The sequence below is a fragment of the Isoptericola haloaureus genome (assembly GCF_036689775.1).
Taxonomy (GTDB): Bacteria; Actinomycetota; Actinomycetes; order Actinomycetales; family Cellulomonadaceae; genus Isoptericola; species Isoptericola haloaureus.
The window spans coordinates 287,429-314,399 of the sequence record NZ_JBAGLP010000117.1; the positions used below are offsets into that span (position 1 = coordinate 287,429).

The 26,971-nt window shown below is 73.9% G+C and carries 22 protein-coding genes; 9 read left to right on the forward strand and 13 right to left on the reverse strand.

The genetic code is table 11. From position 1 onward, the window contains the following. Positions 1 to 19 precede the first annotated feature (19 nt). Together V5O49_RS09545 and V5O49_RS09550 are read right to left on the reverse strand one after the other, a co-directional pair. Complete coding sequence (locus tag V5O49_RS09545) at positions 20 to 484, reverse strand: heme-degrading domain-containing protein (RefSeq protein ID WP_332902018.1); 465 nt, start codon at positions 482 to 484, stop codon at positions 20 to 22. 35 nt (positions 485 to 519) lie between these two features. Next, complete coding sequence (locus tag V5O49_RS09550) at positions 520 to 1,554, reverse strand: Gfo/Idh/MocA family protein (RefSeq protein WP_332902019.1); 1,035 nt, start codon at positions 1,552 to 1,554, stop codon at positions 520 to 522. 135 nt (positions 1,555 to 1,689) lie between these two features. On the opposite strand from V5O49_RS09550, the gene V5O49_RS09555 reads away from it, so the two are divergent. Next, complete coding sequence (locus V5O49_RS09555) at positions 1,690 to 2,952, forward strand: MFS transporter (RefSeq protein ID WP_332902020.1); 1,263 nt, start codon at positions 1,690 to 1,692, stop codon at positions 2,950 to 2,952. 55 nt (positions 2,953 to 3,007) lie between these two features. Here the strand turns inward: V5O49_RS09555 and V5O49_RS09560 are convergent, their stop codons facing one another. Beyond that, the gene (locus tag V5O49_RS09560) at positions 3,008 to 4,051 is read right to left on the reverse strand and encodes a LacI family DNA-binding transcriptional regulator (protein WP_332902021.1); all 1,044 of its coding nucleotides are present in this window, start codon (positions 4,049 to 4,051) and stop codon (positions 3,008 to 3,010) included. 111 nt (positions 4,052 to 4,162) lie between these two features. Between V5O49_RS09560 and V5O49_RS09565 the strand changes: the two genes are divergently transcribed. The 5 genes from V5O49_RS09565 (at position 4,163) to V5O49_RS09585 (ending at position 9,715) form a co-directional block, all read left to right on the forward strand. Further along, positions 4,163 to 5,266: a Gfo/Idh/MocA family protein gene (locus V5O49_RS09565; RefSeq protein WP_332902022.1), complete on the forward strand. Its 1,104-nt coding sequence runs from the start codon at positions 4,163 to 4,165 to the stop codon at positions 5,264 to 5,266. Further along, positions 5,263 to 6,162 (forward strand): TolB family protein, encoded by a 900-nt coding sequence (locus V5O49_RS09570; protein ID WP_332902023.1) that lies wholly within the window; start codon positions 5,263 to 5,265, stop codon positions 6,160 to 6,162. The genes V5O49_RS09565 and V5O49_RS09570 overlap by 4 nt, the downstream gene beginning before the upstream one ends. Then, positions 6,159 to 7,028 carry a 3-keto-disaccharide hydrolase gene (locus V5O49_RS09575; RefSeq protein ID WP_332902024.1) on the forward strand — a complete coding sequence of 290 codons (870 nt, stop codon included), beginning with the start codon at positions 6,159 to 6,161 and terminating at the stop codon, positions 7,026 to 7,028. Before V5O49_RS09570 ends, V5O49_RS09575 begins: the two co-directional genes overlap by 4 nt. A gap of 71 nt (positions 7,029 to 7,099) precedes the next feature. Continuing rightward, positions 7,100 to 8,089 (forward strand): adenosine deaminase, encoded by a 990-nt coding sequence (locus tag V5O49_RS09580; RefSeq protein ID WP_332902025.1) that lies wholly within the window; start codon positions 7,100 to 7,102, stop codon positions 8,087 to 8,089. A gap of 54 nt (positions 8,090 to 8,143) precedes the next feature. Then, positions 8,144 to 9,715, forward strand: a complete 1,572-nt coding sequence (locus V5O49_RS09585) for an L-lactate permease (RefSeq protein ID WP_332902026.1) — start codon at positions 8,144 to 8,146, stop codon at positions 9,713 to 9,715. A 7-nt stretch (positions 9,716 to 9,722) separates the two neighbouring features. Here V5O49_RS09585 and V5O49_RS09590 read toward each other — a convergent pair whose 3' ends face one another. Continuing rightward, a complete protein-coding gene (locus tag V5O49_RS09590; protein WP_332902027.1) occupies positions 9,723 to 10,364 on the reverse strand; it encodes a cupin domain-containing protein in 642 nt (213 codons plus the stop codon). 173 nt (positions 10,365 to 10,537) lie between these two features. On the opposite strand from V5O49_RS09590, the gene V5O49_RS09595 reads away from it, so the two are divergent. Beyond that, positions 10,538 to 11,335 (forward strand): helix-turn-helix transcriptional regulator, encoded by a 798-nt coding sequence (locus V5O49_RS09595; protein ID WP_332902028.1) that lies wholly within the window; start codon positions 10,538 to 10,540, stop codon positions 11,333 to 11,335. Between the two features lie 147 nt (positions 11,336 to 11,482). Further along, entirely contained in the window at positions 11,483 to 12,172 is a 690-nt protein-coding gene (locus V5O49_RS09600) for a hypothetical protein (protein WP_332902029.1), read from the forward strand. Positions 12,173 to 12,950: 778 nt separating this feature from the next. Here the strand turns inward: V5O49_RS09600 and V5O49_RS09605 are convergent. The 8 genes from V5O49_RS09605 to V5O49_RS09640 form a co-directional block, all read right to left on the reverse strand. Continuing rightward, positions 12,951 to 13,973, reverse strand: coding sequence for a hypothetical protein (locus V5O49_RS09605; protein WP_332902030.1), 1,023 nt, complete (start codon positions 13,971 to 13,973; stop codon positions 12,951 to 12,953). A gap of 147 nt (positions 13,974 to 14,120) precedes the next feature. Then, a complete protein-coding gene (locus V5O49_RS09610; protein ID WP_332902031.1) occupies positions 14,121 to 16,625 on the reverse strand; it encodes an AAA family ATPase in 2,505 nt (834 codons plus the stop codon). A 163-nt stretch (positions 16,626 to 16,788) separates the two neighbouring features. Next, on the reverse strand, positions 16,789 to 18,447 hold the full coding sequence (locus V5O49_RS09615) for an alpha-amylase family glycosyl hydrolase (RefSeq protein ID WP_332902032.1): 1,659 nt from the start codon (positions 18,445 to 18,447) through the stop codon (positions 16,789 to 16,791). Positions 18,448 to 18,560: 113 nt separating this feature from the next. Beyond that, positions 18,561 to 20,111, reverse strand: coding sequence for a glucoamylase family protein (locus V5O49_RS09620; RefSeq protein ID WP_332902033.1), 1,551 nt, complete (start codon positions 20,109 to 20,111; stop codon positions 18,561 to 18,563). 86 nt (positions 20,112 to 20,197) lie between these two features. Further along, positions 20,198 to 21,388, reverse strand: coding sequence for a glycoside hydrolase family 1 protein (locus V5O49_RS09625; RefSeq protein WP_332902034.1), 1,191 nt, complete (start codon positions 21,386 to 21,388; stop codon positions 20,198 to 20,200). A 37-nt stretch (positions 21,389 to 21,425) separates the two neighbouring features. Then, a complete protein-coding gene (locus V5O49_RS09630) occupies positions 21,426 to 22,328 on the reverse strand; it encodes a carbohydrate ABC transporter permease (protein ID WP_405001160.1) in 903 nt (300 codons plus the stop codon). Positions 22,329 to 22,350: 22 nt separating this feature from the next. Then, positions 22,351 to 23,298, reverse strand: coding sequence for a carbohydrate ABC transporter permease (locus V5O49_RS09635; RefSeq protein ID WP_332902035.1), 948 nt, complete (start codon positions 23,296 to 23,298; stop codon positions 22,351 to 22,353). A gap of 3 nt (positions 23,299 to 23,301) precedes the next feature. Further along, positions 23,302 to 24,600, reverse strand: coding sequence for a sugar ABC transporter substrate-binding protein (locus V5O49_RS09640; RefSeq protein WP_332902036.1), 1,299 nt, complete (start codon positions 24,598 to 24,600; stop codon positions 23,302 to 23,304). 147 nt (positions 24,601 to 24,747) lie between these two features. On the opposite strand from V5O49_RS09640, the gene V5O49_RS09645 reads away from it, so the two are divergent. Then, complete coding sequence (locus V5O49_RS09645; RefSeq protein WP_278235732.1) at positions 24,748 to 25,755, forward strand: LacI family DNA-binding transcriptional regulator; 1,008 nt, start codon at positions 24,748 to 24,750, stop codon at positions 25,753 to 25,755. A gap of 43 nt (positions 25,756 to 25,798) precedes the next feature. Here the strand turns inward: V5O49_RS09645 and V5O49_RS09650 are convergent, their stop codons facing one another. After that, on the reverse strand, positions 25,799 to 26,962 hold the full coding sequence (locus tag V5O49_RS09650) for a winged helix DNA-binding domain-containing protein (RefSeq protein ID WP_332902037.1): 1,164 nt from the start codon (positions 26,960 to 26,962) through the stop codon (positions 25,799 to 25,801). Between the last annotated feature and the right edge of the window lie 9 nt (positions 26,963 to 26,971).

Sequence of the window (26,971 nt, forward strand, 5' to 3'; positions counted from 1 at the left end):
AGCTCCTCCCGCCCGGCGGTCAGCCCTCCTCGGCGAGGTGGGCGCGCAGGCCCGCGACGACGAGGTCGTGGTCGTCCATGGAGCTCAGCCCGGACGCCGTCACGGCGGCGACCACGCCCACGCCGCGGACCCGGACGGGGAACGAGCCGCCGGTGACGGCGTAGTCCGCGCCGAGCCAGCCCACGGCGGCGGGGTCGATCCCGGCCGCGGACAGGCGGGCGTCGACGAGCGCGCTGCTGTTCTCCATACGCAGGACGACCGCGGACTTGCGCTCGATCCACACCTCCTGGTCGGGGGTCACGCCGGGCAGCGTCGCGCGGAACAGGGTCAGGCCCGGGCGCCGGACGTCGATCCCGACGGCGTGCCCGGCCTCCTGGGCGATCTCGGTGATCCGTGATCCCAGCCGCCAGGCCGCGGTGTGGTCGAAGGCGTCGAGGACGAGCTCGTGCTCCTGGCGCTCCAGCGTGGTGATGAGGTCGGTCACGGGGTACTCCTGGTGTCGGTCGGCGAGGTCGGTGGTCAGGCCGCGGCGAGCTGGGCTCGCGCGGCGTCGATGGTGGCGAGGATCGAGACGGTCTCGTCGAGCGTGTGCACGGGTGACTCCGTCCGGCCGTCGCCCACGAACTGTGCGAGGGCGGTAGCCTCCCACGACAACCCGTCGAACAGCCGCAGGTCCGTCGGGTCCTCCCAGGTGAGCGTGGGTCCGGCGTGGTCGGCGCTCGACAGGGTGAACGACGTCGGGACGTAGAACGGGCCGTCCAGGGTGATCGTCGCCTCCGAGCCCGCGACGACCGCCGTCATGGGCGTGCGGGTCAGGATCGAGGAGTACAGGGTCGCCTGCGCGCCCTGCCCCTGGTCGAGCACCACGGTCGAGTACGCGTCCACGCCGGTCGCCGTCATGCCGCCGGAGGCCGTCACGCCGCGGGGGGTGCCGAAGACCATCGAGGCGAGCTGCACCGGGTAGATGCCCAGGTCGAGCAGTGCGCCGCCGCCGAGCTCCGGCCGGTAGAGGCGGTGCCCGGGGTCCGGCGTGATCGCCTGCCCGTGGTCGGCGAGCACGGCGCGCACGTCCCCGAGCACCCCGTCCGCCAGCAGGCGGCGCAGCACGGACGCCTGCGGCAGGTACCGGCTCCACAGGGCCTCCATGAGCAGGACGCCCGCGGAGCGCGCCGCGTCGGCGAGCGTCCGTGCCTCGGCGGCGCTCAGGGCGACGGGCTTCTCCACGAGGACGTGCTTGCCCGCGGCGATCGCGGCGAGGCCGAGCGCGAGATGCTCGCTCTGCGGGGTGGCGATGTAGACCACGTCGACGTCGGGACGGTCGAGGAGCTGCTCGGTCGACCCGAGGGCGTGCTCGATCCCGTGCGTCGCGGCGAAGGCGGCGGCGCGCTCGGCGGAGCGGGACGCCACGGCCACGACGCGCTGCGCGGTGTGCTGGCGCAGCGCCGTCGCGAACTCGCCGGCGATCCACCCCGGCCCCACGATCCCCCAGCCGAGCGAGGGTTCGCCGGTGCCGGGCAGGTAGAGCTCGGGGGCGGGGAGGTGGTCAGGCAGCATGTCGCGCTCCGGGTCGTCGTCGTTGCCACACTCGTTGGCACGAGCTAAGGTCCATGTTCGACGCACAGATTAGCACGAGCCAAACGGCCAAGGACGGTCCATCCTGTGCGTCGTCCACGACTCAAGGAGGCGTCGATGTCGACGACGAAACTGCCCGTGCCCCAGTCCGCCGGTCCCGGGCCCACGCCCGTGAGCAACGGCTATCTCGCCGCGCTGGCCCTCGCCCAGTTCGGGATCTTCGTGGCGATCCTGTCGCCGGTCTTCGTGAGCATGCAGCTCAAGGCGCAGGAGCTGGACCCGCAGGACCCCGCGTCCGTCATCGGTGTGGCCCTGCCCGTCGGCGCCCTGGGCGCCCTCGTCGGCAACCCGGTCTTCGGCGCCCTGAGCGACGCGACGAGGACCCGCTGGGGCCGGCGCAAGCCGTGGCTGGTGGGCGGCATCGTCGCGCTGCTCGCCGGGCTCGCCGGGGTGGCGGCGAGCCAGGACCTGCTCACGCTGACCCTCGCCTGGCTCGTCTGCCAGCTGGCCTCGAACGCCGCCTCCGCGGCGCTGATCGCGAGCTTCGCCGACAACGTCCCCGAGGCGCAGCGGGGGCGCGCCTCGAGCCTGTTCGCGCTGGCGCAGAACGTCTCGATCCTGGCGGGGATCTACGGAGCGGTCCTGCTCGTGAACAACCTGCCGGTCCTGTTCGTCGTCCCCGGGCTCCTCGGTGTCGCCTGCGTCGTCGTCTACGTCCTCGTCACGCCGGACCGGCTCCCGGACACCCCGCCGGCCCCGTTCTCCCTCGCGCGGATCGCGGGGACGTTCTGGACCAACCCGATCAAGCACCCGGACTTCGGCCTGGCCTGGTGGTCCCGGTTCCTCATCACCTTCGCGACCTTCCTGTTCACCACGTACCGGCTGCTCTACATGCAGGACCACCTGGGTCTGGACGCCGCCGCCGCCGTCGCGGCGGTCGCCAACGGTGTGCTCTTCTACACGATCGCCCTGTTCGCCGGCGCCATGGTCTCGGGCTGGCTCTCCGACAAGGTCGAGCGTCGCAAGGTCTTCGTCGCCGGTTCGACGCTGATGTTCGGCGTCGGTCTGGTCATGCTCGTCTTCGCCGACAGCGTGGGTGCGTTCTACCTCGCGGAGGTGGTCATGGGGCTGGCGTACGGCATCTACACCGCGGTGGACACGGCCCTGGTTGTGGACGTGCTGCCCGACGCGCGCAACCCCGGCAAGGACCTGGGCGTCATCAACATCGCCAACTCCCTGCCGCAGTCCCTCGCCCCGGCCGTGGGGGTCGTCCTGCTGGGGCTGGGCGGCGGGGACAACTACCCGGCGCTGCTGTGGGGTGCGGGGTTCGTCGCCCTCGTCGGCGCGCTCGTCGTCATCCCGATCCGCGGGGTGCGCTGAGCGCCGGCCCGGTGGTCCGGTGCCCCGTGCGTCGTGCGCGGGGCACCGCCGTGCCTCAGCGCCCGGCCGGCGCCGGTCCTGTCGAGTCGCGGACCACCAGCGTGGTCGGGGTGGCGACGGTGCGCGGCGGTCCGTCGTCGCCGCCGATCCGGGCCAGCGCCGTCGAGAGCGCGGCCTCGACCGTGGCGCCCACGTCCTGGTGCACGGAGGTCAGGCGATGGTAGGAGAGCGACGCCAGATAGCTGTCGTCGAAGCCGACGACGGAGATCTCGCCGGGGACCGCCACGCCGGAGCGGGCGAGGACGGCCAGGACGCCGGCGGCGCACTGGTCGCCGCAGCACACCACGGCCGTCGGGCGCTCGGTCCGCGCGACGATCTCTCGTGCGGCCGTGGCGCCGTCCTCCTCCCCGAACCCTCCGGGCACGACCTCGGCGTGGTCGGCCAGCCCGGCCCCGGCCATGGCCGCCCGGTACGCCGCCGCGCGGTGCCGCCCCAGCCGGGTCCCGGTCTCGCCGACGTAGGCGATGTCGCGGTGGCCCAGGCCGGTCAGGTGCTCCACCGCCAGCCGCAGCCCCTCGACCTCGTCGACGTGGACGTTGTCGACCGGGCGTCCCTCCACCCACTCGCCCAGCCAGACGACGGGTACCCGCTCGCCGGCCTCGGCGAGCGACGCGGAGTCCGGGCCCGGGTTGAAGGCGACGACCGCCTCGACGCGTTCCTCCATCAGCTGGGCCACCACGTCGTCCGTGGCCTCGTCCGCGGTGATCGGCCCGAGCGTGAGGCCGTACCCCTGCTCGGCCGCCCGCGCCGCGAGCTGCTCCACGAAGCGCACCTGGAAGGGGTTGCGCATCGTGAACATCGTGCCGAGGAGGCGGGTGCGGTGCTGGCGCAGGAGCCGGGCGGAGGCGTTCGGGCGGTACCCGAGCTCGCGCGCCGCGGCGAGGATCCGTCGGCGCGACTCGTCGCTGGGTCCGGGGGCGTTCCGCATCACGAGCGAGACGAGCTGGCGGGACACGCCCAGGTGGTCGGCGACGTCGCGCATCGTGGGCGGGCGCGTCACGTCCCGGCCGTGCTGCCCCTCGTCCCCGCCTGTCGTCACCGCGCCATTCTGTCACGTGCCAGGAATCCTTAGCACGTGCTAATGTGCCCGCACCAGTCCGACCCAGCGGCGCGCGGACGAGTCCGCGGGCCCCAGCACGAGGAGCAGCCCATGACCGAGCCGGTGACCGGTGTCGGTGTCGTCGGAGCAGGCGTCATCAGCGAGCAGTACCTGCAGACCCTCTCGGGGGCCCCGGGCGTCGACGTCCGGTTCGTCGCCGACCGCGACCCCGAGCGGGCCCGTGCACGGGCCCAGGAGTTCGACGTCCCGGCCTGGGGCACGTACGACGACCTCCTGGCCGACTCCACCGTCGACCTCGTCGTGAACCTCACCGTGCCGCAGGCGCACGCCGAGGTGAGCGTGGCGGCGCTCGAGAGCGGCCGCCACGTGTGGTCCGAGAAGCCGCTCGCGACCACGCTCGAGGACGCCCGGGCCGTCCTGTCCGCCGCGGAGACCGCGGACCGGCGCGTCGGCGTCGCACCGGACACGTTCCTCGGCACCGGGCTGCAGACCGGTCTCGCCGCCATCCGCGACGGCCGCGTCGGTCGGCCCCGGTCGGCCTCCTGCGCCTTCCAGTACGGCGGGCCGGACATCTGGCACCCGTCCCCGGAGTTCCTCTTCGCCGAGGGCGGCGGACCCGTGCTGGATGTCGGCCCGTACCACGTGACGGCGCTCGTCCAGGTCTTCGGCCCGGTCCGCCGGGTGACCGCCCGCGGCGTCACGACCCGCCGCCGGCGGCGCGTCGAGACCGGTCCGCGCGCGGGCACGGAGTTCGACGTCGAGGTGCCGACGCACGTGACGGCGCTGTACGAGTTCGCCGACGGCTCGGTCGCCGACGCGGTGTTCTCGTTCGACGCCCCGGTGCAGCGGATGGTCCTCGAGGTCGCCGGCACCGAGGGCGGGGTCCGCCTCGTCGACCCGAACCAGTTCACCGGGACGACCTCCCTGGTCGCCTTCGACGGCAGCGAGGAACCCCTCGAGCCGCGCGGGGCCGCCGTGGACGGCCGCGGGGCCGGCGTCGTCGACATCGCCCGGTCGCTGCACGACGGGACGCCCCACCGGGCGTCCGGGGAGCTGGCCCTGCACGTGCTCGAGGTCCTCCTGGCCACCGAGCGCTCGGTGGCGGACGGGTCGAGCGTCGAGATCACGAGCACCGTGGCCGCCGCCGACCTGCTGCCCGCGGACGCGACGCCCGCCGAGGCGGTGACGGTATGACGACGTTCCCGGCCTCGCCGCCGCCCCGCACCCTGGCCGCCGGCCAGCGGTGCCGCGTCCGGGTCGCCGACCTCGACGGCGCGGTGCGCACTGTCTGGGAGAGCGACGAGCTGCTCCTGGAGGCGCCGAACTGGCACCCGGACGGCGCGCTCGTCCTCAACGGCGCCGGGCGGCTCTGGGAGCTGCCCGCCGACGGCGGGCACGCCGTGCCGCTCGACACGCCCGGCCTGCCCGACGTGAACAACGACCACGTGCTGTCGCCCGACGGCGCCACGGTCTACGCCTCGGCCGACGACTGGAACCTGTACGCCGTCCCGCGCGCGGGCGGTGCGGTACGGCGGGTCACCCGCGACGACGGGCGCATGCACTTCCTGCACGGCGTCAGCCCGGACGGCCGCGAGCTCGCCTACGTCGCGCTCACCCCCGCAGGCGACGACTGGTGGGCGGCCGCGAACGTCCACGTCGTCGGCGTCGACGGCACCGGCGACCGGCAGCTCACGGCGTCGGCCCGCCCGGACGACGGGCCCGAGTACTCCCCGGACGGGGAGTGGCTGTACCTGAACACCGAGATCTTCACCGAGGCGCCCGGCCACGCGCAGATCGCCCGGATGCGTCCGGACGGGTCGGGCGTCGAGCGGCTGACGCACGGCGACCGCGTCGACTGGTTCCCGCACCTCGCGCCGCGGGGCGGGCACGCGACCTACCTGAGCTACCCGCCGGGAACGGTGGGGCACCCGCCGGACCTGCCGGTCCAGGTCTGCCTCGTGGCCGACGGCGGCTGGGACGCCCCGGTGCGCCGGATCGACCTCTTCGGCGGCCAGGGCACGATCAACGTCAACAGCTGGTCGCCCGACGGCGCGCGGTTCGCCTTCGTCGACTACCCGGTGGCCTCGTGAGCGGGGCGCGGCCGGTCGACGACGACGGGTTCCGGCCCCTCTTCGACGGGTCGACCCTCGCGGGCTGGCACGCGGCGCCCCGCGTGGCGGGCCGCATCCGTCCGGGTGGCCCGCTGGTCGGCGACGTGCTCGCGGCGGCCGGGCACACCCCGCTCCCGGAGCCGGAGAAGCACCCCGCCCGCTGGTTCGTGGACGACGACGGGTCCGTGGTCGGCGAGCAGGCGACGCCCGGGTACGGCGGCTACCTGGTCTCCGACGAGTCCTTCGGGGACATCGAGCTGGTCGTCGACGTGCGCCCCGACTGGCCCGCGGACACGGGGGTGATGCTCCGCCGTCGCCCGGACAGCTGGGAAGGGTTCCAGGTGCTGCTGGACCACCGTCCGTCCGGTGGCATCGGTGGCTTCTTCGGCAACGGTCTGGCGAGCTTCTCGGCGGTGCCGTTCGCCGTCGACGCCGTGCTGGACGACGCCGGACGCCCCGTCGGGCTGCGCGCCGACGACCCCGCCACCTCGACGGAGCCCGTGACCCCCGCCAAGCGGGAGCGGCTCACCTACGCGGCGGACGTGGACGAGCTGCTCGAGGTGTGGCGCTGGGACGACTGGAACGAGCTGCGGATCCGGTGCGTCGGTGCCCTGCCGACCATCACGACCTGGGTCGACGGCGTGAAGATCGCCGAGGTCGACACCTCGACGCGTCTCGCCGAGGACTACGTCCCGGACGACGTGCTCGGGCTGCTCGGCCCCCGTGGTCGTCTCGCGCTCGAGGTGCACGACAACGACCCGCTCTTCGGCGCGTCGCGCTGGGGTCCCGGCGCGCGCTGCCGGTGGCGGGACCTGCGCGTGCGCGAGCTCGACACCACGGGCTGAGGGGGAGGGGCCGGGCCCTGCGTCGGGGCCGGGCCCTGGTGCATCGGGGCCGCGGCGGCGAGGATCGGACCATGACCTCCACGCTGCCGTTCGCCGAGCTGCACCTGCACCTCGAGGGGACCCTCGAACCCGAGCTCGTCCTGGAGCTGGCCGAGCGCAACGCCGTCACGCTCCCCTTCGCGGACGTCGACGCGCTGCGCCGCGCCTACGCGTTCAGCGACCTGCAGTCCTTCCTGGACCTGTACTACGCGAACATGGCCGTGCTGCGCACGCCCGAGGACTTCGCGGACATGACCCGTGCCTACCTGGCCCGTGCCGCCCGGGCCGGGGTGCGGCACGCCGAGGTGATGATCGACCCGCAGGCGCACCTGGTCCGCGGGGTGCCGCTCGAGGCCGTCATGGAGGGCGTCGACGACGCGCTGTCCACCAGCGAGCGCGACCACGGGGTCTCGACGGCGCTCTTCGCCGCGTTCCTGCGCGACCGCCCCGAGGGCGAGGCCCTCGACGTGCTCCACCACCTGCTCGGCATGCACGCCCCGATCACCGGCATCGGGCTGGACTCCGCCGAGGCCGGCCACCCGCCGTCGGACTTCGTCCGCCTGTACGACCGGGCACGCGCCGAGGGTCTGCACCTCATCGCGCACGCCGGGGAGGAGGGGCCGCCGGCGTACGTCGTCGAGGCCCTGGACGTGCTCGGCGTGGACCGGATCGACCACGGCGTCCGCTCGCTGGAGGACGACGCCCTGGTCGAGCGGCTGGTCGCCGAGCAGGTGCCGCTGACCGTGTGCCCGCTGTCGAACGTGGCGCTGCGCGGCGTCGACCGGCTGGAGGACCACCCGGTGCTCGACATGCTCGACCGGGGGCTCAACGTGTCGGTCCACTCCGACGACCCCGCGTACTTCGGCGGCTACCTCGACGACAACCTCGCGGCCCTGACCGACTCCCTGGGGATGACGCCGGAGCAGCGGGCGCGCCTCGCGGCCAACTCGATCCGCTCCGCCGTCCTGCCCGCCGACCGGCGCGCCGCCCTGCTGGCGGAGGTCGAACCGGACCCGACGTGACAGGGTGGTCACCATGACCTGGGCGCGCACCCTGATCATCCGGCCGGCGGTCCCGTGCTGACCGCGCTCGCGGCGCTCCCGATCGTCGCGATCCTCGTGCTCATGGTCGCGGTCAGGTGGTCCGCGGCCGCGGCGGGAGCCACCGCGGCCGTCGGCGCGATGGTGCTCGCGCTCACCGCCTTCGACTTCGGCGGCACGGGCTTCCCGTTCGGGCCCGTCGAGGGGATCGTCGGGGTGCTCGCCACCGCGGCCTGGGTGGCCCTGACGGTGATGCTGATCATCGGCCCGGCGCTCGGCATCCACCACCTGCAGCAGCGCACCGGCGCCACCAAGGCCCTCGAGGCCGGACTGGCCCGCATCACGCCCGACCCGCGGGTCGCGGCGCTGCTCATCGTCTGGTTCTTCTGCCTGCTCATCGAGGGCGCCGCCGGGTTCGGCACCCCGGTGGCGCTCGCGGCCCCGTTCCTCGTGGCCGCCGGGTTCAAGCCGGTCACCGCCGTCGTCGGCGCCATGGTCGGCCACGCCTCCGCGGTGCCGTTCGCCGCCGTCGGCACCCCCACGCTCGCCCAGCTGGCCATCGTCGACTACGCGCCCCGCGAGCTCTCCTGGGCGGTGGCCCCGTACATGGCCGTCGCGGGGCTGGTGCTCGCGTTCGTCGTCGCGCGTCTCGTCGGCACCCTGCTGCCCGCCGCGGGTCCGCCGTGGACGTGGATGGCGGTCGCCTACGTCGCGTTCTTCGCCCCGAACCTCCTCATCGCACGGTTCGTGGGGCCCGAGCTGCCGTCCCTGGTCGGGGCGATCGGCGGGGCGATCGTCTTCGTGCTGGTGGTGCGGTGGGTGATCCGACGACGGTCCCACGTGTCCCGGGCCGCGGCGGTCGGCGCGCTGCAGGCCGAGGAGGACGCCGAGGAGACCGTCGTCGAGGCCGCCGCCGAGGAGCACGCCCCGCCGATGAGCTTCCTCGCCGCGACCGCGCCCTACCTGGTGCTCGTCGTCCTCGTGCTCGTCACGCGGCTGATCGGGCCCGTCCAGGACACCGCCCGGTCGGTGGTGTGGCGGTGGGAGCTGTTCGGCCACTTCTCCGAGAGCATCGAGCCGTTGTACCACCCCGGCCTGCTGCTGGCGCTGTCCTTCGTCGCCGGCGCCCTGTGGCAGCGCGCCGCCCCGGCCGACATGGGTGCCGCCTTCCGCCGCGCCACGCTCCAGGTGGTCCCGGTGTTCGTCGCCCTGGTGGCGATGGTGACGGTCGCGTTCACCATGTCCGAGTCCGGGATGACCACCCAGCTCGCCGTCGCCGCCGCCGGTGCCGGTGCGTTGTGGCCCGTGCTCTCGCCGTTCGTCGGCGCGCTCGGCACCTTCATGACGGGGTCCGCCACGGCGTCCAACATCCTGTTCACCGAGTTCCAGGACCAGACGGCGCTCGCGGCGGACCTCGACCCGGTGCCGCTGCTCGGGGCGCAGGGCTCGGGGGCCGCGATCGGCAACATCATCTGCCCGCACAACGTCGTCGCGGCCGCCGCGACCGTGGGTCTCGGCGGCCGCGAGGGCCAGGTGCTGCGCCAGGCGCTGCCGGTCGCCGCGGTGTGCCTGGTGCTCATCGGCGCGATGGCCTGGGTGATCGTCTGACCCGCCCTCAGCGCACGCTGGACCAGCCCGGGACCTCGCCGGTGTGCGGGGTCCTCCCGGGGACGCGGTCCCTGCCGACCGGCTCGACGCGACGGTCGTTCGCCACCGTCCGGTCGCAGGACGTCGGCTGCTCCGGGGTCGGCAGCGTGACCTGTCCGCCGTCCGGCACCCCGGAGAACGTAGCCACGAGCACGGTCGGCGCGTCCCCGGGGTTCCACGCGGTGTGGACCTTGTTGCCGGGGTCGAGGAACGCGTCACCGGTCGTGTAGCCGCGCTCGTTACAGTCCGACGCCTGCTGGTAGACGAGATCCCCCTCGACGACGGACACCACGACGGGGCCGGGGTGGGTGTGCCAGGGGAAGCGCGCCCCGGGCTGCACGGTGATCCGCGCGACCACGAGGTGCCCGGCGTCCCGGACGCGGATCACCTCGCGACGTTCTCCGGACAGCTTGCGCGTGAAGGTCACGCCGACGTCGTCCGGGAACCCGGCGTGGCCGGCGAGCACCTCGACGGCGATCGGTGGCGGGGCGCCGTCGTCCGTGGTCGCGTTCGCCGTGGTCACGGTGGTCGCCACGAGGAACGTGGCGAGGAGCACCGCGGTCCGACGGCGGAGGCGGTGCAGCGGGGTCGTGCGGAGTCGGACGGTCATGGCGTCTCCCGGGGAGCGGGGGCCGGCCGGGTGCCGACCCGTGCCTCCCAGCCTTCGACGGCGGGTGCGGGCTGCCCATACGACATCCGTCGTATCCGTGCCGCGGCCTGTGCCCGGGGGCGCGAGCGGCTGGGTGGCGTCCTACCGTTGAGTCGGGCGACCCGGGAGGCCCGATGACGCACATCGACCCCACCACCGACGACTACGCGGTCCTGCGCGACATCCTCGACCTGGCCGAGCCCCGACGACATCCACCGACGGTCGACGTGGTCACCGAGATCCTGCGCCGGCTGGAGATGCTTCTGCGGTCCGAGGGCGTCGCGTTCCACGCCATGGACTCGCGGGACTTCACCTACCAGCACATGCAGGAGGTCGTCGACGGAACCGGACATGTGGCCGGACCGGAGGACCTGGGGGACGTCGACATCGAGTCGGAGGGTTGCCAGATCCTCGTCGACCACTGGTGGACGGAACCGTGCAGCCTCATCGAACGCACCGGGTCGCCCGTCGTGACCAGCATCCGGGAGCACTACGGTCAGCGGCGCTGGGCGCAGCACCCGGTGCGCCTCGACTACCTGCCGTTCGACGACGAGATCATCCTGGGCTACCCCGACGGACCGGGGAAGTCGCTGCGCCTGCTGGCCGGCAGGGAGGGGGGCCCGGCGTTCGGCGACCGGGAGTTGACGATCTGCCGGCTCCTGCTGCCGTGGCTGCGAGACGTGCTCGCCGCCGTCGTCGCGCCGCCCCCACCGCCCGACGGATGCCTGACCGAACGCCAGGTGGAGATCCTGCACCTGGTCGAGCTCGGCATGTCCAACCGGGAGATCGGCGAGGCGCTGGCGATCTCCGCCACGACCGTGCGCACCCATCTGGAGCACGCGTTCGAACGGCTCGGGGTGACGACGCGCCTGGCGGCGGTCACCGCCGCGTTCGGCGGGCCGCTCGTCGGGGCTCCGGCCGCCGGCGCCTGAGCTCGCCGCGACGGGGACCCGATCCTCGGGGCGTATCAGCCCGCCGGTGCGGCGGCTCCCTGCCAGGAAGAGCGACCGCACGGCCCGACGTGGCCGGGACGCCACCCGACCACGCGCGACCGGTGGAGGACCTGCCGGAGGTGGGGGATGCGACGACGTACCGGAGGGGCGACGGCCCTGCTGCTGGGAGCGCTGCTCGTCGCCGGGTGCACCGCACCGGTGGACGACGACGGCGCGAGCCCCGCGCCGTCCGACACCGCGGTCGACGGTGGCACCTCGGCGCCGCTCGACCCCGACGTCGCCGGTGAACCGCCGCTCGAAGGCGGTGAGGAGCCGCCGCTGCCGCCGGACGACGCCGGCCCGACGCTGACGATCGTCGGGCTCCCGGCGGGCGGCGGGGCGGCCGACCTCGTGGACGACGCCTGGTGCGGCGCGATCGCCGTCGGCCAGGCCCCGCCCGACGGCGTGGACCTGGTGGTCACCGGGCTGCGGACCGACCCGGAGGGCCTGGAGACACCCGCTCTGGCGTGCCAGGACGTCCCGCCGTGCCTCGGCACCACGCTGAGCCAGGAGCAGCAGCTCTGCGCGATCGCCGTCGTCCCGCCACCGGGGGCCGACCGGGTGCGTGCCGCCGTCGACGTGCGCCTGGACTGCGCGGAGGTCGCGGCGTGCGAGGAGTACCGGGCGTCCGTGACGCCGGGGTTCTGGTGGGAGCTCGACCGGCCGGCCGAGGCCGGTCCGGCGACCGCGCCGAGCGGCCCCGAAGTGCCGGACGAGCCGGAGGACCCGGACGAGCCGGAGGGTGCCCCGCCGGAGGACGAGGAGGGCTCGCCGTGACCCCGTCCCCCGACGCCGGCACGGTCGGGCGAGTCGGCGCGTTGCTCGGCTCGATCGTGGCACCGGCGACCCTGGTCACCGGCATCCTGTTCTACTTCGGCTACGTCTCGACGCGGGCCTACTTCCTGTACTTCGGCGTCGACGTCGACGTGCTCGGCTTCGGCACCCAGGACTACGTGATGCGCAGCCCGCAGCCGCTGCTCGTGCCGATGCTGCTCGTGCTCGTGGTGGGCGCCCTGCTGGTGCTGGGCGACGCGGCCGTGCGGCGCCGTGCCGCCCGGGCGTCGTCCCCGGTGGTCGGACACATGGTGCGCGTGGCCGTGGTCGGAGGTTCCGTGGTGCTGGTCGTCGGGCTCGGTCTCATGCTGGCCTACCCGGCACTGGGCGGCTGGGCGCTGTTCCCCCTCGTCGCCCCGCTGGTCCTCGCCGCCGGTGCCGCCCTGCTCGCCTACGGGCTGTCGTGGGCCCGGCACCGCGCCGAGGCGACCCACCGCGCCGAGGTCACCGGGCACGGCCACGAGGCGACGCAGACGGCCGGCGGGCCCGAGCCCGGGAGGGCGGCGGTCCTGCTGCTCGTCCTGACGGTGCTGGCCGCGGTGTTCTGGGCCACCGCCACGGTGGCGCAGTGGTCGGGGACCGACCGCGCCAAGGCGCGGGCCGCCGACCTGAGCACGCTGCCCGCCGTCGTGCTCGACACGCCGCAACGGATGTTCACGGGCGACGACACCATCGCCGAGACCCGCCTGGAGAACGGCGACCCCGGGGAGCCCGCCTACCGCTACCGCGGGCTGCGGCTGCTCGTCGAGGGGTCGGGGGTGCTCTTCCTCGTGCCGGAGGTCTGGACCGAGCACGGCTCCACCTTCGCCGTGCCGATGGACGACGTCCGGGTGCGGTTCCGGTTCGTCAACGACCCGCCCTGACGCGTGCCCGATGCCATCAGATCTCCTGCCGGCGACCCCGCGGCATCCGCTCCTCCCGCCCAGGTCGCCGCGTAGCGGTCGGCGTAGCTGCGCGCCTCCCGGTACCACCCGCAGACGGCGTCCCCCAGGGCCGTCGGGTTCCCGAGCGCGGCGTCCACGGAGAGCACGGACCGGACCCGGGCGACCCGGTCGGCGACGGCGACCCGGTGCGACAGGTCCCGGAGTGCCACGGCGTCGGCGAAGTCGGTCCGGTCGCCCCCGCGCCGGAGCCCTTCGCGCAGCGTGGCCTCCAGGTCGTCGTGGACCGCCGCGTATCGCGCCCCCAGGCGCGGGGACAGCCGGCCCGCGTCCGGTCCGGCCACACCCCTGCCGTGGAGATAGCGGTCGAGGGGGTCGCCGTCGGCGTGCAACGTCCCGCGGCGGACCGCCGTCCAGAACCCGGCCGTGCGGGCCGTCCGCTCCCGGCCGGCGTCGCCGGCCGACGGGTGACCGGCCCGCGCGCGGTGACGCGCCTCGAGCGTCCTCCAGTAGGCGGTGTCCGCCAGCAGGTCGACCAGGGCGTCGTGCCGGGCGACCAGGGCCCTGCTCGTCGTCACGGACACGTGCTCGAGCGCCGACAGCGCCTGGGCGGGCCGCGGGCAGGGCAGCCATCGTCCGGCGGTCGGCGTGGGCTGCGGTGTGGGCTCAGGGTCCGCCGGTGCGGACGCCGTCCGGTCCTCCGGGGCCTGTCGTGGAGCGGGTGCCGAAGCTTGCGACGCCGGTCCGGTGCTCGTGACCGCATCCCCGGGCAGACCGAGGAGACTCACGACCAGCACGGCCACCAGGCCGGCCGTGTGCAGCCGGTGGGCGCCGTCGCCGGTGGGTGGTGCTGGGTGGACCATGGATCGCTCCGCGGACCGTGGCGCCGTCGTGGGCACGACGCCGGGTGCTCCTGCACGCTAGGCACGAGGACGTGCCCGCCGGGGGTCGTCCGGTCACGACGGGTAGCGGAGCGGTCCGGATGAGTAGACGGCGGTCGCGGGCGGTCCTCACGCCGGTCGGAGCGTGGCGACGAGCATGTCGCGGTGGTGCACCCCGAGGTGGTCGTAGACGTGCTGCAGGTGGTTCTCCACGGTCCGGCGCGACAGCGAGAACCGTGCCGCGACCTCGCCCGGCGCGGCGCCGTCGACCACGGCCCAGGCGATCTCGCGCTGTCGAGGTGTGGGGATGCCGGGCAGCCACCACGGTTCGGCGCCGTCCCAGCGGTGCAGGAGGCGCAGCACGGCGGCGCGCGCGGTACCACGCAACTCGGCGTCGAGGTCGTCACGGAGGCACACGGCTCCGAGGAGGCGCAGCGCCGGCGTGACCAGGCCGCCGGCCTCGAGGCGTGCTGCGACCTCGACCGACGCCGGCGCGTCGTCGGTGACCCGCGCAGCGGCCGCGGCGTGCGCCAAGGCGCTGATGCCGCCGATCTCCGCGGGCAGACCTGTGGCCACCAGCTCGTGCACGGTGCGCGGTACGACCTCGGCCGGCCCGCACTCGAGGTACACGAGCGAGAGGTACCCGAACCGTCGGGAGGCGAGGCAGCGTCCGACGACGGTCGCGGCGTCCGGTCCGGGCGGTGCGCCTGTCCCCTCGGCGTCGGCGAGCAGGCACCGTGCTCGCCAGGTGAGGAGCTCGAGCGGGTCCGGGCCCGGGTCGTCGGACTCCACGAGGGTCGCGACGGCCTCCCGGGCGGGCGCGACATCGCCCCGGTAGACCAGCGACCCCGCGTGCACGGCATGCTGCAGCTCGGCGAAGCGGAACGGTCCGGGCCCGCCGAGGGCCGTCGGCGTGCCGGACATCCGCAGGCCCTCGCGGACGCGGCCCGTGCAGGTCACCAGCAGTCCCAGGCTGCCCGCGACCATCGAGATCAGCTCGACGTCGTGGCTGGCGCGGGCCAGGGAGAACGCCTCGGCGGCGTATCGCGCCGTGCTGTCGCCGTCGCCCGACTGCAGCGCCAGCCAGGCGCGGGTGAACGGCACCTGGGTGCGCATCGGTTCGGACACGGGCAGGGCGTCGGCCGAGCGCACCAGGGCGGGGAGGTGCGCACGGCCCTGGTCGGGACCCAGCGTGTTGGCCACCAGGATCGCGACGCCCGCCTTGGCCTCGGTCGCGGCCGGCGAACCGTCCGGCAGCGCGGTGATCGCCGCGGCGAGCGCCGGCGGGTCGGCGTCCGGGGGCAGCGGCCGGTAGGTCCACAGCCAGAGCGTCGAGCGCAGCACGAGCGTCCGCGCGGCGTCGCCCGGCAGCTCGGCGAAACGCGCGACCACCCGGTGCGCGCGCTCGAGGTCTCCCAGGGCGACCCCGTGGAAGCGCACCGCCCAGTGCGCGGCGGCGACGTGCTCGGAGGTCCCCTCCAGCGCGAGCCGCTCCAACCGCGGCAGGGCCTCGTCCAGACGGCCCTCGAGCGCGAGCGCCTGGGCCTCGACCAGCTCGCGGACCTCGCCGTCGAGGCGTTCGGCGACGGCGTGGGCGGTCGCGGTGTCGCCGTGCGCGACGGCGCGGCGCGCGGTGCGCTCGAGCAGTGCGGCGGAGACCGGGCGGGCCGCGCGGTCGTGCCACTCGACGACCAGCCGCGGTGCGACGTCGGCGTCGGGCCGACGGGCGAGCTCGTCGAGGAGCGTGCCGGAGATCAAGGGATGCCGGGCCTCCGCCGCGTGCAGCAGCCAGGCGCGGCGCAGCGGGTGGTCGACCCGCAGCGTCCGGCCGTGCGAGTCCACCAGCCCGAGCGCCTCCAGCGCGACGATCTCCTCCTGCCACCGGACGAGGAGGTCGGCCGGCACGGGTTCCGCCGCCGCGACCAGCTCGAGGACCTCGCGCAGCCGCGGTGCGAGCACGCGGCAGGCCCGACCGACCAGGACCTCCAGCGCCGGTGCGTCGCGGAGGTCCTCGACGCCGTCGAGCGCGGCCCGGGTCAGCTCCCGGACGTAGAGCGGGTTGCCCCCCGACAGCGCCGCGATGTCGACGAGCCGGTGCTCCGGGATCTCCCGGTGCCCGACCCAGTGCCGGACCAGCCGTGCTGTGGAACCGCCGTCGAGCACGTCGAGCGTGATGCGGCGGACGGCGGACTCGGTGACGAGAGCCTCGAGGTCCTCGGGGATCGAGGCGCTGCTCCGCTGGGTCGCGGCGAGCCGCACCACCCCCGCGAGCACGGCGGTGCGGACCAGCATCGCCGTCGTGGCGTCGACGTGCTGGACGTCGTCGATCCACAGGACCAGTCCCGGACGTGCGGACCAGGCGCGCAGCACGGCGGCCACGGTCTGGGGGAGCGGGTCGCCGTCCGTGATCAGGCCCAGCGGTGCGAGCGTGCCGAACGGGTGCCCCGACGTCGTCGGGGTGGCCAGGACGCGTTCGACCGGGGCGTGCACGCCTCCGCGGTGGAGCACGTCGCGCACGAGGTACGTCTTGCCGACGCCGGGCGGGCCGGACAGCAGCACCGAACCGCCCGAGGAGAGGGCGGCCTCGATGCCTGCTCTCTCCCGGTCGCGACCGATCAGCGGCGGCTCGAACACGGCTCCCCCCGGCCCGATGTCCCTCCATGACCGCGTGGACCGCGGTGTCCCGCAACCGGGGCGGCAGTGGGCGGCCGGGTGAATGTTCGAGACGTGGCCACGCTGAGCGCCACCGCGTCGTGACTCGGGGACCGCGCGGCTCCCGGCTGCCACTCCTGTGCAGCTACCGCGCTGAGCCGACGCGGGCTGTGCCGAGGTCGAGCACGGCGTAGCCGTGGGGGTCGAGCTCCACCACGGCGTCCTCGGTCCGCACGCCCCGACCGACGAGCAGCCTGGCGTCGCCCGCGCCCGGCAGCGGCAGCTCCACCGGGTGCCGACCGGGGTTGAGCACGACGGCGAGGGACCCGCCGCGCACGTAGGCCATCGGGTAGCCGGTGGCCAGCACCTCGAGCGGTGAACCGACGTCGAGCCGCCGGTCCCGGTGCCGCAGCGAGATCAGGTCGCGCACCAGGTGCAGCAACGAGTCCGGGTCGTCGACCTGGTCGGCCACCGTCGGACGGCCGGGGTCCGGGTCCACGGGCAGGTAGGACGACGTCGCGGGTGTCCCCGGACCGAAGCGCCCGGCGTCCAGATCTCCCCACTGCATCGGGGTGCGCGACCCCGCCCGGTCGTAGGTCGGGCCGAGCCGGGACCCCTCCGTCGTGGGGGTGCCGGGCACGTACCGCATGCCGATCTCGTCGCCCTGGTAGACCGAGGGCATCGCGGGCCAGGTCATGACCAGCACGTGGGCGGCGCGCGCCTGCTCGGCGTCCCGCGGGCCGGCGACGAGTCGTGTGAAGTCGTGGTTCGACGTCGGCAGCCCGACGACGCCGCCGCGTCCCGCGGCGGCGATCGCTGCGGTCGCCGCGGTCCACGCGCGCACGAACGTCGCGGCGTCGCCGCGGGCCTCGGCGTCGGCCCAGGCGGGCACGTCGCCCCAGGTGGGCTGGGTGGTGCCGGCGCCGTTGTTCCACAGCGAACGCAGCGGCAGGCCGTCGTCGTCCCCGCCGAACTGCAGCAGGAAGTCGGCGTGGAAGCCGGCCGGGACGGAGACCTCGGGGTCGCCCCACTCGCTGACGAGGACCCGGCCGGGGTAGGTGCGGTCCAGCCAGGAGCGCATCTCCTGCCACAGCCGCCGGGTCTCGACGAGCCCGGGGTCGTCCTTGACGAGGGAGGCGGCCATGTCGACACGGAACCCGGCGACACCGCGGTCGAACCAGAACGCCATGATCTCGCGCAGCGCGGCCCGGTTGACGCGCGGCCCCGGGGCGTCCACCGGCTGCCGCCAAGGCTCGGCCGGGTCGAGGCGCGCGTACCCGTAGTTGAGGGCGGGCTGCACGGGGAAGAAGTTGGGCCGGTAGTACCCGCCGCGCCGCCCCGGACCGGGTTCGAAGCCCTCGACGGGAACGTCGCTCCACACGTACCGGTCGTCGTCCGGGTCGTCGATCGCGGCGCGGAACCAGGGGTGCTGGTCCGAGGTGTGGCCGGCGACGAGATCGAGCAGGACCGCGATCCCGCGCCGGGCCGCCTGCTCGGTGAGGTGCTCCAGGTCGGCGTTGGTGCCGTACCGCGGCGCGATGCGCAGGAAGTCGGCCACGTCGTAGCCGGCGTCGGCGAACGGGGAGACGAAGCAGGGGCTGAGCCAGATCGCGTCGACCCCGAGCCACGCCAGGTAGTCGAGCCGCTCGGCGATGCCGCGCAGGTCGCCGATGCCGTCGCCGTCGGCGTCCGCGAAGCTCTGCGGGTAGATCTGGTAGAGCACCGTCCGGTCGAGGCGGTCCGCCAGGTCTCCCTGCGGCGACGTCGGACCCTCGTGGTCCGGATCCGGGGTCGTGGCGAGCACGGTGCTCCTCCTTCGTCGGGGTGGGCGGGGCTTTCCCGCCCACCTGCTGGCGTCGGCCGGGGCGGGTCCCGGGAGGCGCACCTCCGGGACCCGCCCCTCAGCCGGATGCGACGTCACTCGGCGTGCGACGCCTCCCGGCCGGAGGAGCCGAACTCCTCCATCTCCATCAGCGGGCGCAGCGAGTCCTCCACGGCGCCGTCGGCGACGTAGTCACGCATCGCGTCGTCCGCGAGCGCATTGCCGAGCGCCGCCATGATCATGCCCTGGTCGAGGGCGAGGTAGCGCTCGGAGACCTGCCCGGAGCGCACCGCGACGGCGTCGTAGAAGCCGCCCGGGCCGTAGGCGTCGAAGTCCCGTGCGATGTTGCGCAGGTTCTTGACGGCCTCCTGCGGCGCGTACCGCATCGCCAGGAACGAGGCGTGCGGGGTGACCACGCCGTCGCCGTACTGGGTGGGGGCGTCGGAGCCCTCCCGGCAGCCCTCGTACGGCTGGTCCACGGAGGTGCGCTCCTGGTCGGAGGTGTAGCCGGGGCCGTCCATGCCGAGCTGGTCGACGCCGTACTCGCGGTAGCCCCCGGCGGGGTCGTTCGACGGCGAGAAGCCCCAGTAGCCGTAGTCGGCCTCCTCGAGACCGTGCTCGATCTGCCCCTGGACGTACAGCGGGTGGTTGACGGCCCAGGAGTCGGGGCCCCACTCCTCCTCGGGGACGAACAGCGGCACCATGAGCGCCTCGAACATGCTGCCTCCCCAGGTCGGCACGATGTCCATGCCGCGGTAGGGGAGCGTCCCCTCGAAGACGTCGACGCCCAGGTAGGTCTGCCACTCGCCGGACGCCTTGGTCTCCGTCCAGGACCAGTCGCACGTCGGCGCGAAGGTCCGCACCGGCCCGAAGTAGTGCTCGGCCGGGATCTGCCCCTCGGCGATCCCGAGGTAGGACGCGATGCGCGGCTCGGTGTTGAACGCGCCGTAGTGGTGCCCGGTGTACCAGACGTCGGTGCCCATGCCGCAGTAGTCGTCGGTGGGCAGGTTCGGGTCGTCCTGGTCGGTGTCCCAGAACCCGCCGCGGATCTGGTTGACGTCCGGGTCGTAGAAGCAGCCGAAGTCCATCTCGGACCGGATCGCGTCCGCCTCGTCCGCCAGCGAGGGCTCGGCGTTGGCGGCGAGCAGCAGACCCGTGGCCAGCCACCCGTTGTCGACGCTGGACAGGAACGGCTCCACCGGGTCGTCCTCGCCGAGCGCGTCGAGCTTCGCACCCGTGGCCGGGTCGTACCAGTTGTAGAACATGCCGCTGGCGTCGTGCTTCTCCAGCTCGGCGACGGTGTCCAGCGTGGTCGCCATGCGCTCGCGGGCCTCGTCCGCGCCGATGATCCCGGTGTCCCGGGCGACCACCGTGCTCCACAGGTAGGCGCCGATGTTGGTCGGCGAGGTGTACCCGCCCCGGCTCTCGGCGCTCAGGTCCCCGCCGATGTTGTCGTCCGGCAGGCCCGTGGAGTCCACCACGAGGGCCTCGAACGAGGTCCAGGTGTCCTCGGCCCAGTGCTGCAGCAGTCCGGGCGGTGCGCCGCGGGGCGGGGTCGGTCGGTCGTCGGCGGCGCTCGCGGGCATCCCGGCGAGGGCCACGCCGGTGGCCGCGAGCGCGGCCACGAGGGTGCGGCGTCTGGTCATGGGTCGTCTCCTCAACGTCGTCGTCGTGCGAAACGTGCGGGTGCCGCCACCCGGTCGGGTGGCGGCACCCCTCTCCCGGCCCCCTGTCAGGTGGTCGGGAGGCTGCCCGTCCGTGCCACCTTCCCGAGCCAGGCGAGGCTCGGCTTGGGGGTGCGCACGAACGTGCTCCGGTCGACGGCGATCAGCCCGAAGGTCGGGCGGAAGCCGCTCATCCACTCGTAGTTGTCGAGCAGCGACCAGTGCAGGTATCCCTCGACGCTGCAGCCGCGGGCCATGGCCCGTCCCATGCCGGCGAGCGCGTCGCGGGTGTAGTCGATGCGGCGGGCGTCGTCGTCGGTCGCCATGCCGTTCTCGGTGACGAGCATCGGCACGCCGCCGGTGATCCGGTGGGAGTACTCGAGCGCCTCGCCGAGGGCCTGGGGGTAGTACTCCCAGCCGGTCAGCGTCTTCTCGACGTCGTCGCCGAACGGGACGGGTTCGCCGTCGGTGCCGATGATGGTGCGCAGGTAGCTCTGCACGCCGACGAAGTCGTCGTCGCGGGCGACCTCGAGGAAGAAGTCCTCGCGCGGCCAGGCGTAGGCGTCGCGGGCCTCCTCGGCTCCGGGCGCGGCCTGGAAGACCTGGTTGGCGATCGACCAGCCGGCACGCACGTGGCCCAGGCCGTGCATGATCTCCACGGCCCGGCGGTGCGCGGAGGCCTGGACCTCCGAGGCCTGCTGGTCGGGTGCGGCGAGGCCGGCGGCGTCGAGATTCGTCCGGCGGCTGGCGCCGAGCATCATCGAGGTGATGTTGGGTTCGTTGATGGTCACGACCCGCTCGACGTCGTCGAGGATCGGCGCGACGGTCTCGACGTACCGGGTGTAGGTGTCGACGGCGTCGGGTGCCAGCCATCCTCCGCGCTCGGCGAACCAGCGCGGCAGCGTGAAGTGCAGCAACGTGACGATCGGTGTGACGCCGGCGGCCAGGCAGGTGTCGATCATGCGGCGGTAGTGGTCGAGCTGGGCGCGGGAGACCTCGCCCTCGGCGGGTTCGATGCGCGCCCACTCCACGGAGAAGCGGTAGGCGTTGAGCCCGGCGTCGGCCAGCAGCGCGATGTCCTCGCCGTAGCGGTGGTAGCTGTCGACGGCGTCGCCGGAGCTCTCGGCGCACAGGCTGCCGGGCTGGTGCTCCTTGGCCCACCAGTCGCTGTTGACGTTGCCGCCCTCGATCTGGTGGGCGGCGGTGGATGCGCCCCAGAGGAAGTCGGGTGCGGTGGGCAGCGTGGTCGCGTCGGTCACGGGGTGGCTCCTTGCGGGGTCGAGCGGATGGGCGGGGCTACTTGATGCCGGTGGTGGCAATGCCCTGGATGATGCGGCGCTGCAGCACGAGGAAGACGACGAGGATCGGCGTCACGATGACGGTGGCCCCGGCGAGCAGCAGGCCGTACTGGACGGTGTTCTGGCCGGTGGAGTACAGGGCGAGCGCGACGGGCAGCGTGTACATGTCGGCGGACTGCACGGCCACGAGCGGCCACAGGAAGTTGTTCCACGACCCGAGGAAGGTCAGGATCCCCAGCGTGGCCAGGGCCGGCCCCGTCTGCGGCAGGACGATGCGGAAGAAGGTCCGGAACTCCCCGGCACCGTCGACCCGTGCGGCGTCGAGCAGCTCGTCGGGGATGTCCAGCATGAACTGGCGCATCAGGAACACGCCGAAGGGCGCGGCCAGGAACGGCAGGATGAGCGCCGCGTAGGTGTTGATCAGGTCGAGGTTCGCCACCAGGACGAACAGCGGCACGAAGGTGATGGTCCCGGGCACCATGAGCGTGGCCATGATGAGCAGGAACAGCGCCTTGCGCCCGGGGAAGTCGATCTTGGCCAGGGCGTAGCCGACCATGGCGCTGAACAGCACCGCGCCGACGGTGACGGCGAGCGCCACGATCACGGAGTTCAGGAAGAACTGCGGGAAGTTCATCCGGTCGAACAGCGCCGTGTAGTTCTCGAGCGTCACGTCCTGGGGGACGAGGGTCGGTGGGAACTGACGGATCTCGCCCTCGGGCTTGACCGAGGACAGGACCATCCAGACGAGCGGGCCGAGCGAGGCGACGAGCCCGACGAGCAGGGCGCCGTTGAGCAGCAGGGCGCGCGGGCCGAACCGACGACGGCGATCGCCGCGGGCTGGTGCGGGCAGCTCCGCCGGTGCGGCGCTGGTCGTCGCCGGGGGCAGGGGTGTGGTGGTCACGGGTGCTCCTCTCGCTGCCCGGTCAGTTCTTGGGCCGCAGCAGGCGGAACTGGAGGAAGGACAGGATCGCGATGGCGACGAACAGCAGGTAGCTCATCGCGGCGGACAGTCCGTAGTCGCCGAACCCGAACTGGTTGTAGATCTCGTACGCCACCGAGTTGGTGGCTCCGAGCGGGCCGCCCTGGGTCATGACGAACGGCTCCTCGAAGAACTGCAGGTAGGCGATGCCGGCCATGACGGCACAGAACAGCAGGGTGGGGCGCAGGAGGGGCACGGTGACGGAGCGGAAGGTGCGCACCGGTCCGGCACCGTCCAGGGCGGCCGCCTCGTACAGGTCCTTCGGGATGCCCTGCAGCCCGGCGAGCAGGATCACCATGGAGAACCCCACGTTGCGCCAGACGGCGAGCATGATGAGCGACGGCATCGCCCAGGTGGGGTCGGTGAGCCAGTCCGGACCGTCGATCCCGACGAACCCGAGCACGGTGTTGACCAGCCCGAAGTCGGGCTGCAGCAGGAAGCGCCAGACGACGGCGACCGCGACGATCGAGGTCACGACCGGGGCGTAGAACCCGACGCGGAACACCGAGCGGAACCAGGTGAGCCCGGAGTTGAGCAGCGCGGCGAGCAGCAGCGCGATGCCGAGGGTGAGGGGCATCGCCACCCCGACGAAGTACACGGTGTTGCCGGCGGCCTGCTGGAACTGCGGGTCGGTGACGGCCGTGACGAAGTTGTCGAGGCCGACGAAGTTCACCGCCAGCGGCGAGCGCAGGTCGGCGCCGCGCATGTCGGTGAACGCCATGTACAGCGAGGCGCCCACCGGCAGGATCATGAAGACGGCGAACAGGACGGTGAACGGCAGGGCGAAGCCCCACGCCGCGTAGCCGCGGCGTCGTCGTCGGGCGCCCTCCGGGCGGCGGCCCCGCGTCGCGGGGCCGCCGTTCACCGGCGGCGCGTCGGTGCGCAGCGCCACGGCTCAGCCCAGCCCCGTGCCGACGGAGTCGGCGGCGTCCTGCATCTGCCGGGCCGCCTCCTCGGGCTCGAGCTGCCCGTTGATCACCTGCTCGACGACGAGGTTCAGCTCGTGCTCGATCTCGGACCAGGTGGGCAGCGCCGGCGTCGACCGGGCGGTCTCGAGTGCCTCGCCGTAGACGGCGAGCGACTCGTCCCCGGCCAGGGCTTCGTCGTCCCAGGAGGCCTGGACGGCGGGGAGGTCGTTCGAGATCTCGAACCAGTCGACCTGGACGGCGGGGTCGGTGGCGAACTCGACGAACTTCCACGCGGCGTCCGGGTTGGCGGCCTCGGCGGTGACGGCGAGGTTGGAGCCGCCGATGAACGAGGCGTCCTGCTCCTCGGGCGGCAGTGCGGTGACGGCGAACTTGTCCGCGAAGTCCTCACCCGCGGTGGTGAGCAGGTTCGCGCGCTCCCACGGCCCCGACACGAAGGCTCCGAGGTCGCCGTCGATGAAGTCCTGGACCTTCTCGTCCTCGACGAGGGTCTGCGGGGCCAGCCCGTCGGCCATGAAGGAGGAGTAGTAGTCGAGGGCCGCCACCTGGGCGTCGCCGTCGAGCGTGAACTCCGTGCCGTCGTCGGACATGATCTCGCCACCGGCCTGCCAGAAGAACGGGAAGTACATGAGCGCGGTGCCGTCACCGTTGGTCTGCAGGGCGATGCCGTGCTCGGCGCCGGCGTCCTGCATCCCGGCGGCGAACGCGGTGAGCTCGTCCCAGCTCTGCGGCTCGTCGACGCCGGCCTGCTCGGCGAGGTCGGTGCGGTAGTACAGGACCCGCGTCTCGACGTACCAGGGCACGCCGTAGGAGGTGCCGTCGACCACGGTGGTGTCCCAGGCGCCCGGGAAGAAGGCCTCGGAGTCGATGCTGTCGGGCGTCGGGGCGAGCCCGCCCAGCTCGACGAACCCGCTCATCAGCGTGGTGCCGGCCTGCAGGACGTCCGGGACCTCGCCCGTCGCCATCGCGGTGTTGATCTTCTGGACGGCGGACTCCCAGGGCACGGGCGTGACCTCGACGGTCACGTCGGGGTTGTCGTCCTCGAACTGCGCGGCGAGCTCGGGCAGGAGCTCACCCTCGGTGCCCATGGCCCAGACCTCCACGGTCCCGGACGCGGGGCCCTCGGAGATCTGGGTGCCCGGCTCGTCGGCGGCGTCGGACCCGCCCGAGCCGGTGCCGGCGTCGTCCCGTCCGCAGGCCGTCAGGCTCAGCGTGAGGACGAGTGTCGAGGCGGTCGCCGCTGCGGCGCGGCGCGATGTGCTGTTCACGGTCACTCCCTTGTCGATCCGTCGAAATTTCGAAACACGATCTCGAAATCGCCTCGAGACAATAGAGCCGGAACCCCGGACTGTCAACGGGATCATGCGGTTTGCTGTAGCATCTCTATTTCGGAAACGATCAGCAAAGGAGGGGTCGTGGCGGCGGAACAACCCGAGGTGCCGCTCGCGGTCGTGGCGCGCGAGGCCGGCGTGTCCGTGCCGACGGTGTCCAAGGTCCTCAACTCGCGCACGGACGTGGCCGTGGCGACCCGTGAGCGCGTCACCGCCGTCCTGCGCCGGCACGGCTACGCCGTCCGGCCGCGGCGTCGGCGGGCGACCGGCATGATCGACGTGCGGATCGTCGACCTGGAAGGCACCTGGTCCGAGGCCGTCGTGCGCGGCGCGGTCGCCGGGGCGCGCCGGCTCGGGCTCGACGCGGTGCTCGCCGTCGAACCCGATCCGGACGACTGCAGCGCCTGGGTGCGTCACGCCCTGGACCGGGGGACCGACGGCCTGGTGAGCGTCGTCGCCGTGCCGGACGCCGAGGCCCGCCAGGCGCTGGCGGAGTCCGGCACGCCGCTGGTCGTCGTCGACCCCCGGCAGCGTCCGCCCGAGGGCATGCTCTCGGTCAGCGCGACCAACTTCCAGGGCGGCCTGGAGGCCACCGCCCACCTGCTGTCCCTCGGCCACCGGCGGATCGCCACCATCACCGGTGCCCTCGAGCAGGACAACGCCATCGCGCGCCTGGCCGGCTACCGCGCGGCGATGCTGCAGGCTCGGGTCGAGGTGGACGACGACCTCGTGGTCGCCGGCTCGTACGGCGTCACGGCCGGGTACGACGGCGTGCAGCGCCTCCTGGAGCTCACCGACCCGCCCACCGCGATCTTCGCCAGCAGCGACGACACCGCGCTGGGCGCCCTGCACGCTCTGCGCGAGCGGAGCCTGACGGTGCCCGACGACGTCTCGCTGGTCGGCTTCGACGACCTGCCGGTGGCGCCGTGGATCGACCCGCCGCTGACGACCGTCCGACAGCCGCTGGCCGAGATGGGGGCCACCGCCGTCGACCTCGTGCACCGGGCGCGCAGCGGGAGCGGGCACACGCTGCGCACCGAGCTCGCCACGAGCCTCGTCGTGCGGGGATCGACGGTGCCGCCCCGGGGCTGAGGAGTCAGGCCGAGGTCGTGTCGCCGACGTCGCTCGAGGCGGCTCACTCGGCAGCGTCGTGGCGGTCCGCCAGGCGCCGCACCTCGGCCGTGGGCAGCCGGTCCCACCACCGCCGGTAGCGGCGGAACACCGCCGGCTCACGGTCGGCGAGCAGGTCCACCAGCAGCGCCGCCTCCGCGGCCAGCTCTCGCCACGCGGCGTCGGGCAGCGGCTCGACGACGGCGGCGTCGATGCCGTCGTCCGTCGCCCGCCAGAACCCGACGACGCGCCCGTCCACCAGTACGGTCGCGAGCGTGTCGCCGTTGCGGCGGATCGCGTGGCCGCGCAGCGCCTCGGGCAGCACCCGGGAGCGGTCGGCGTGCGCCAGCAGGACGCTGTCCCACATGCCCAGCAGGCGCGGGGGAGCGGGGGTGTCCGCCGGTGGTCGCGGGGCGTCGGGCAGGTCGAGCAGCGTGCCGCCGTCGGATCCGGTGATCTCCACGAGCTCCGGCCGCAGGGTCTCGACCGCGGGCCCCGTCCAGGGCTTGCGCAGCATCGTGAACTGCGCGAAGTCCCGCTCCGTGGCGGGGCCGAAGGCGGCGAGGTAGCGGCGCAGCAGGTGCACGACGGCGGGGTCGTCGCCGGGTGGCGGCTCGTCGGCGGCCGTGGAGGCGCCGGCGCGGTACACGCGGTCCCGGGGCGAGTACGACCAGGGCGGGCCGGTCGGCACGTGGTGCAGCGGGGCCAGGGTCCGCAGGGCGAACCAGGTGGCCGGAGCCCGTTCGGCGTCCAGGAGCCGGGTGAGCTCGGCGAGGATCTCGTCCTGGGTGCGGGGCCGGTCCACGAAGGCGAGCAGCGCGTCGCGGACGCCGTTCGCCTCGGCGGGCGTGAGGCGGGCCGGGGCGAACCGACGGTCGTTCAGGCGCGACCCCCGCAACGGGTGGGTCATCGCCCGGTGGAACGGCGCCCAGTCGTCGCGGTGGACGGCGTGCAGGGTGATCCGCAGCAGGGAGGCCCGCACCACCGCGCCGGTGGCGTAGGCGTCGTCCAGGTCGGCCGGGCGGAACGCGGCGACCCGGTTCCACAGCGCGACGTACGGCGCGGCGGGCTCCTGGGCCTGCAGCGCGCCGACCCGGTGGACGGCGTCCGGCACGGTCAGGTCCGCCCGCTCCAGCAGGAGCTGGCGGGCCAGGGTGGCGCGACCGAGGCCGGCCGGTGTCAGGCGCACCCTCCGAGC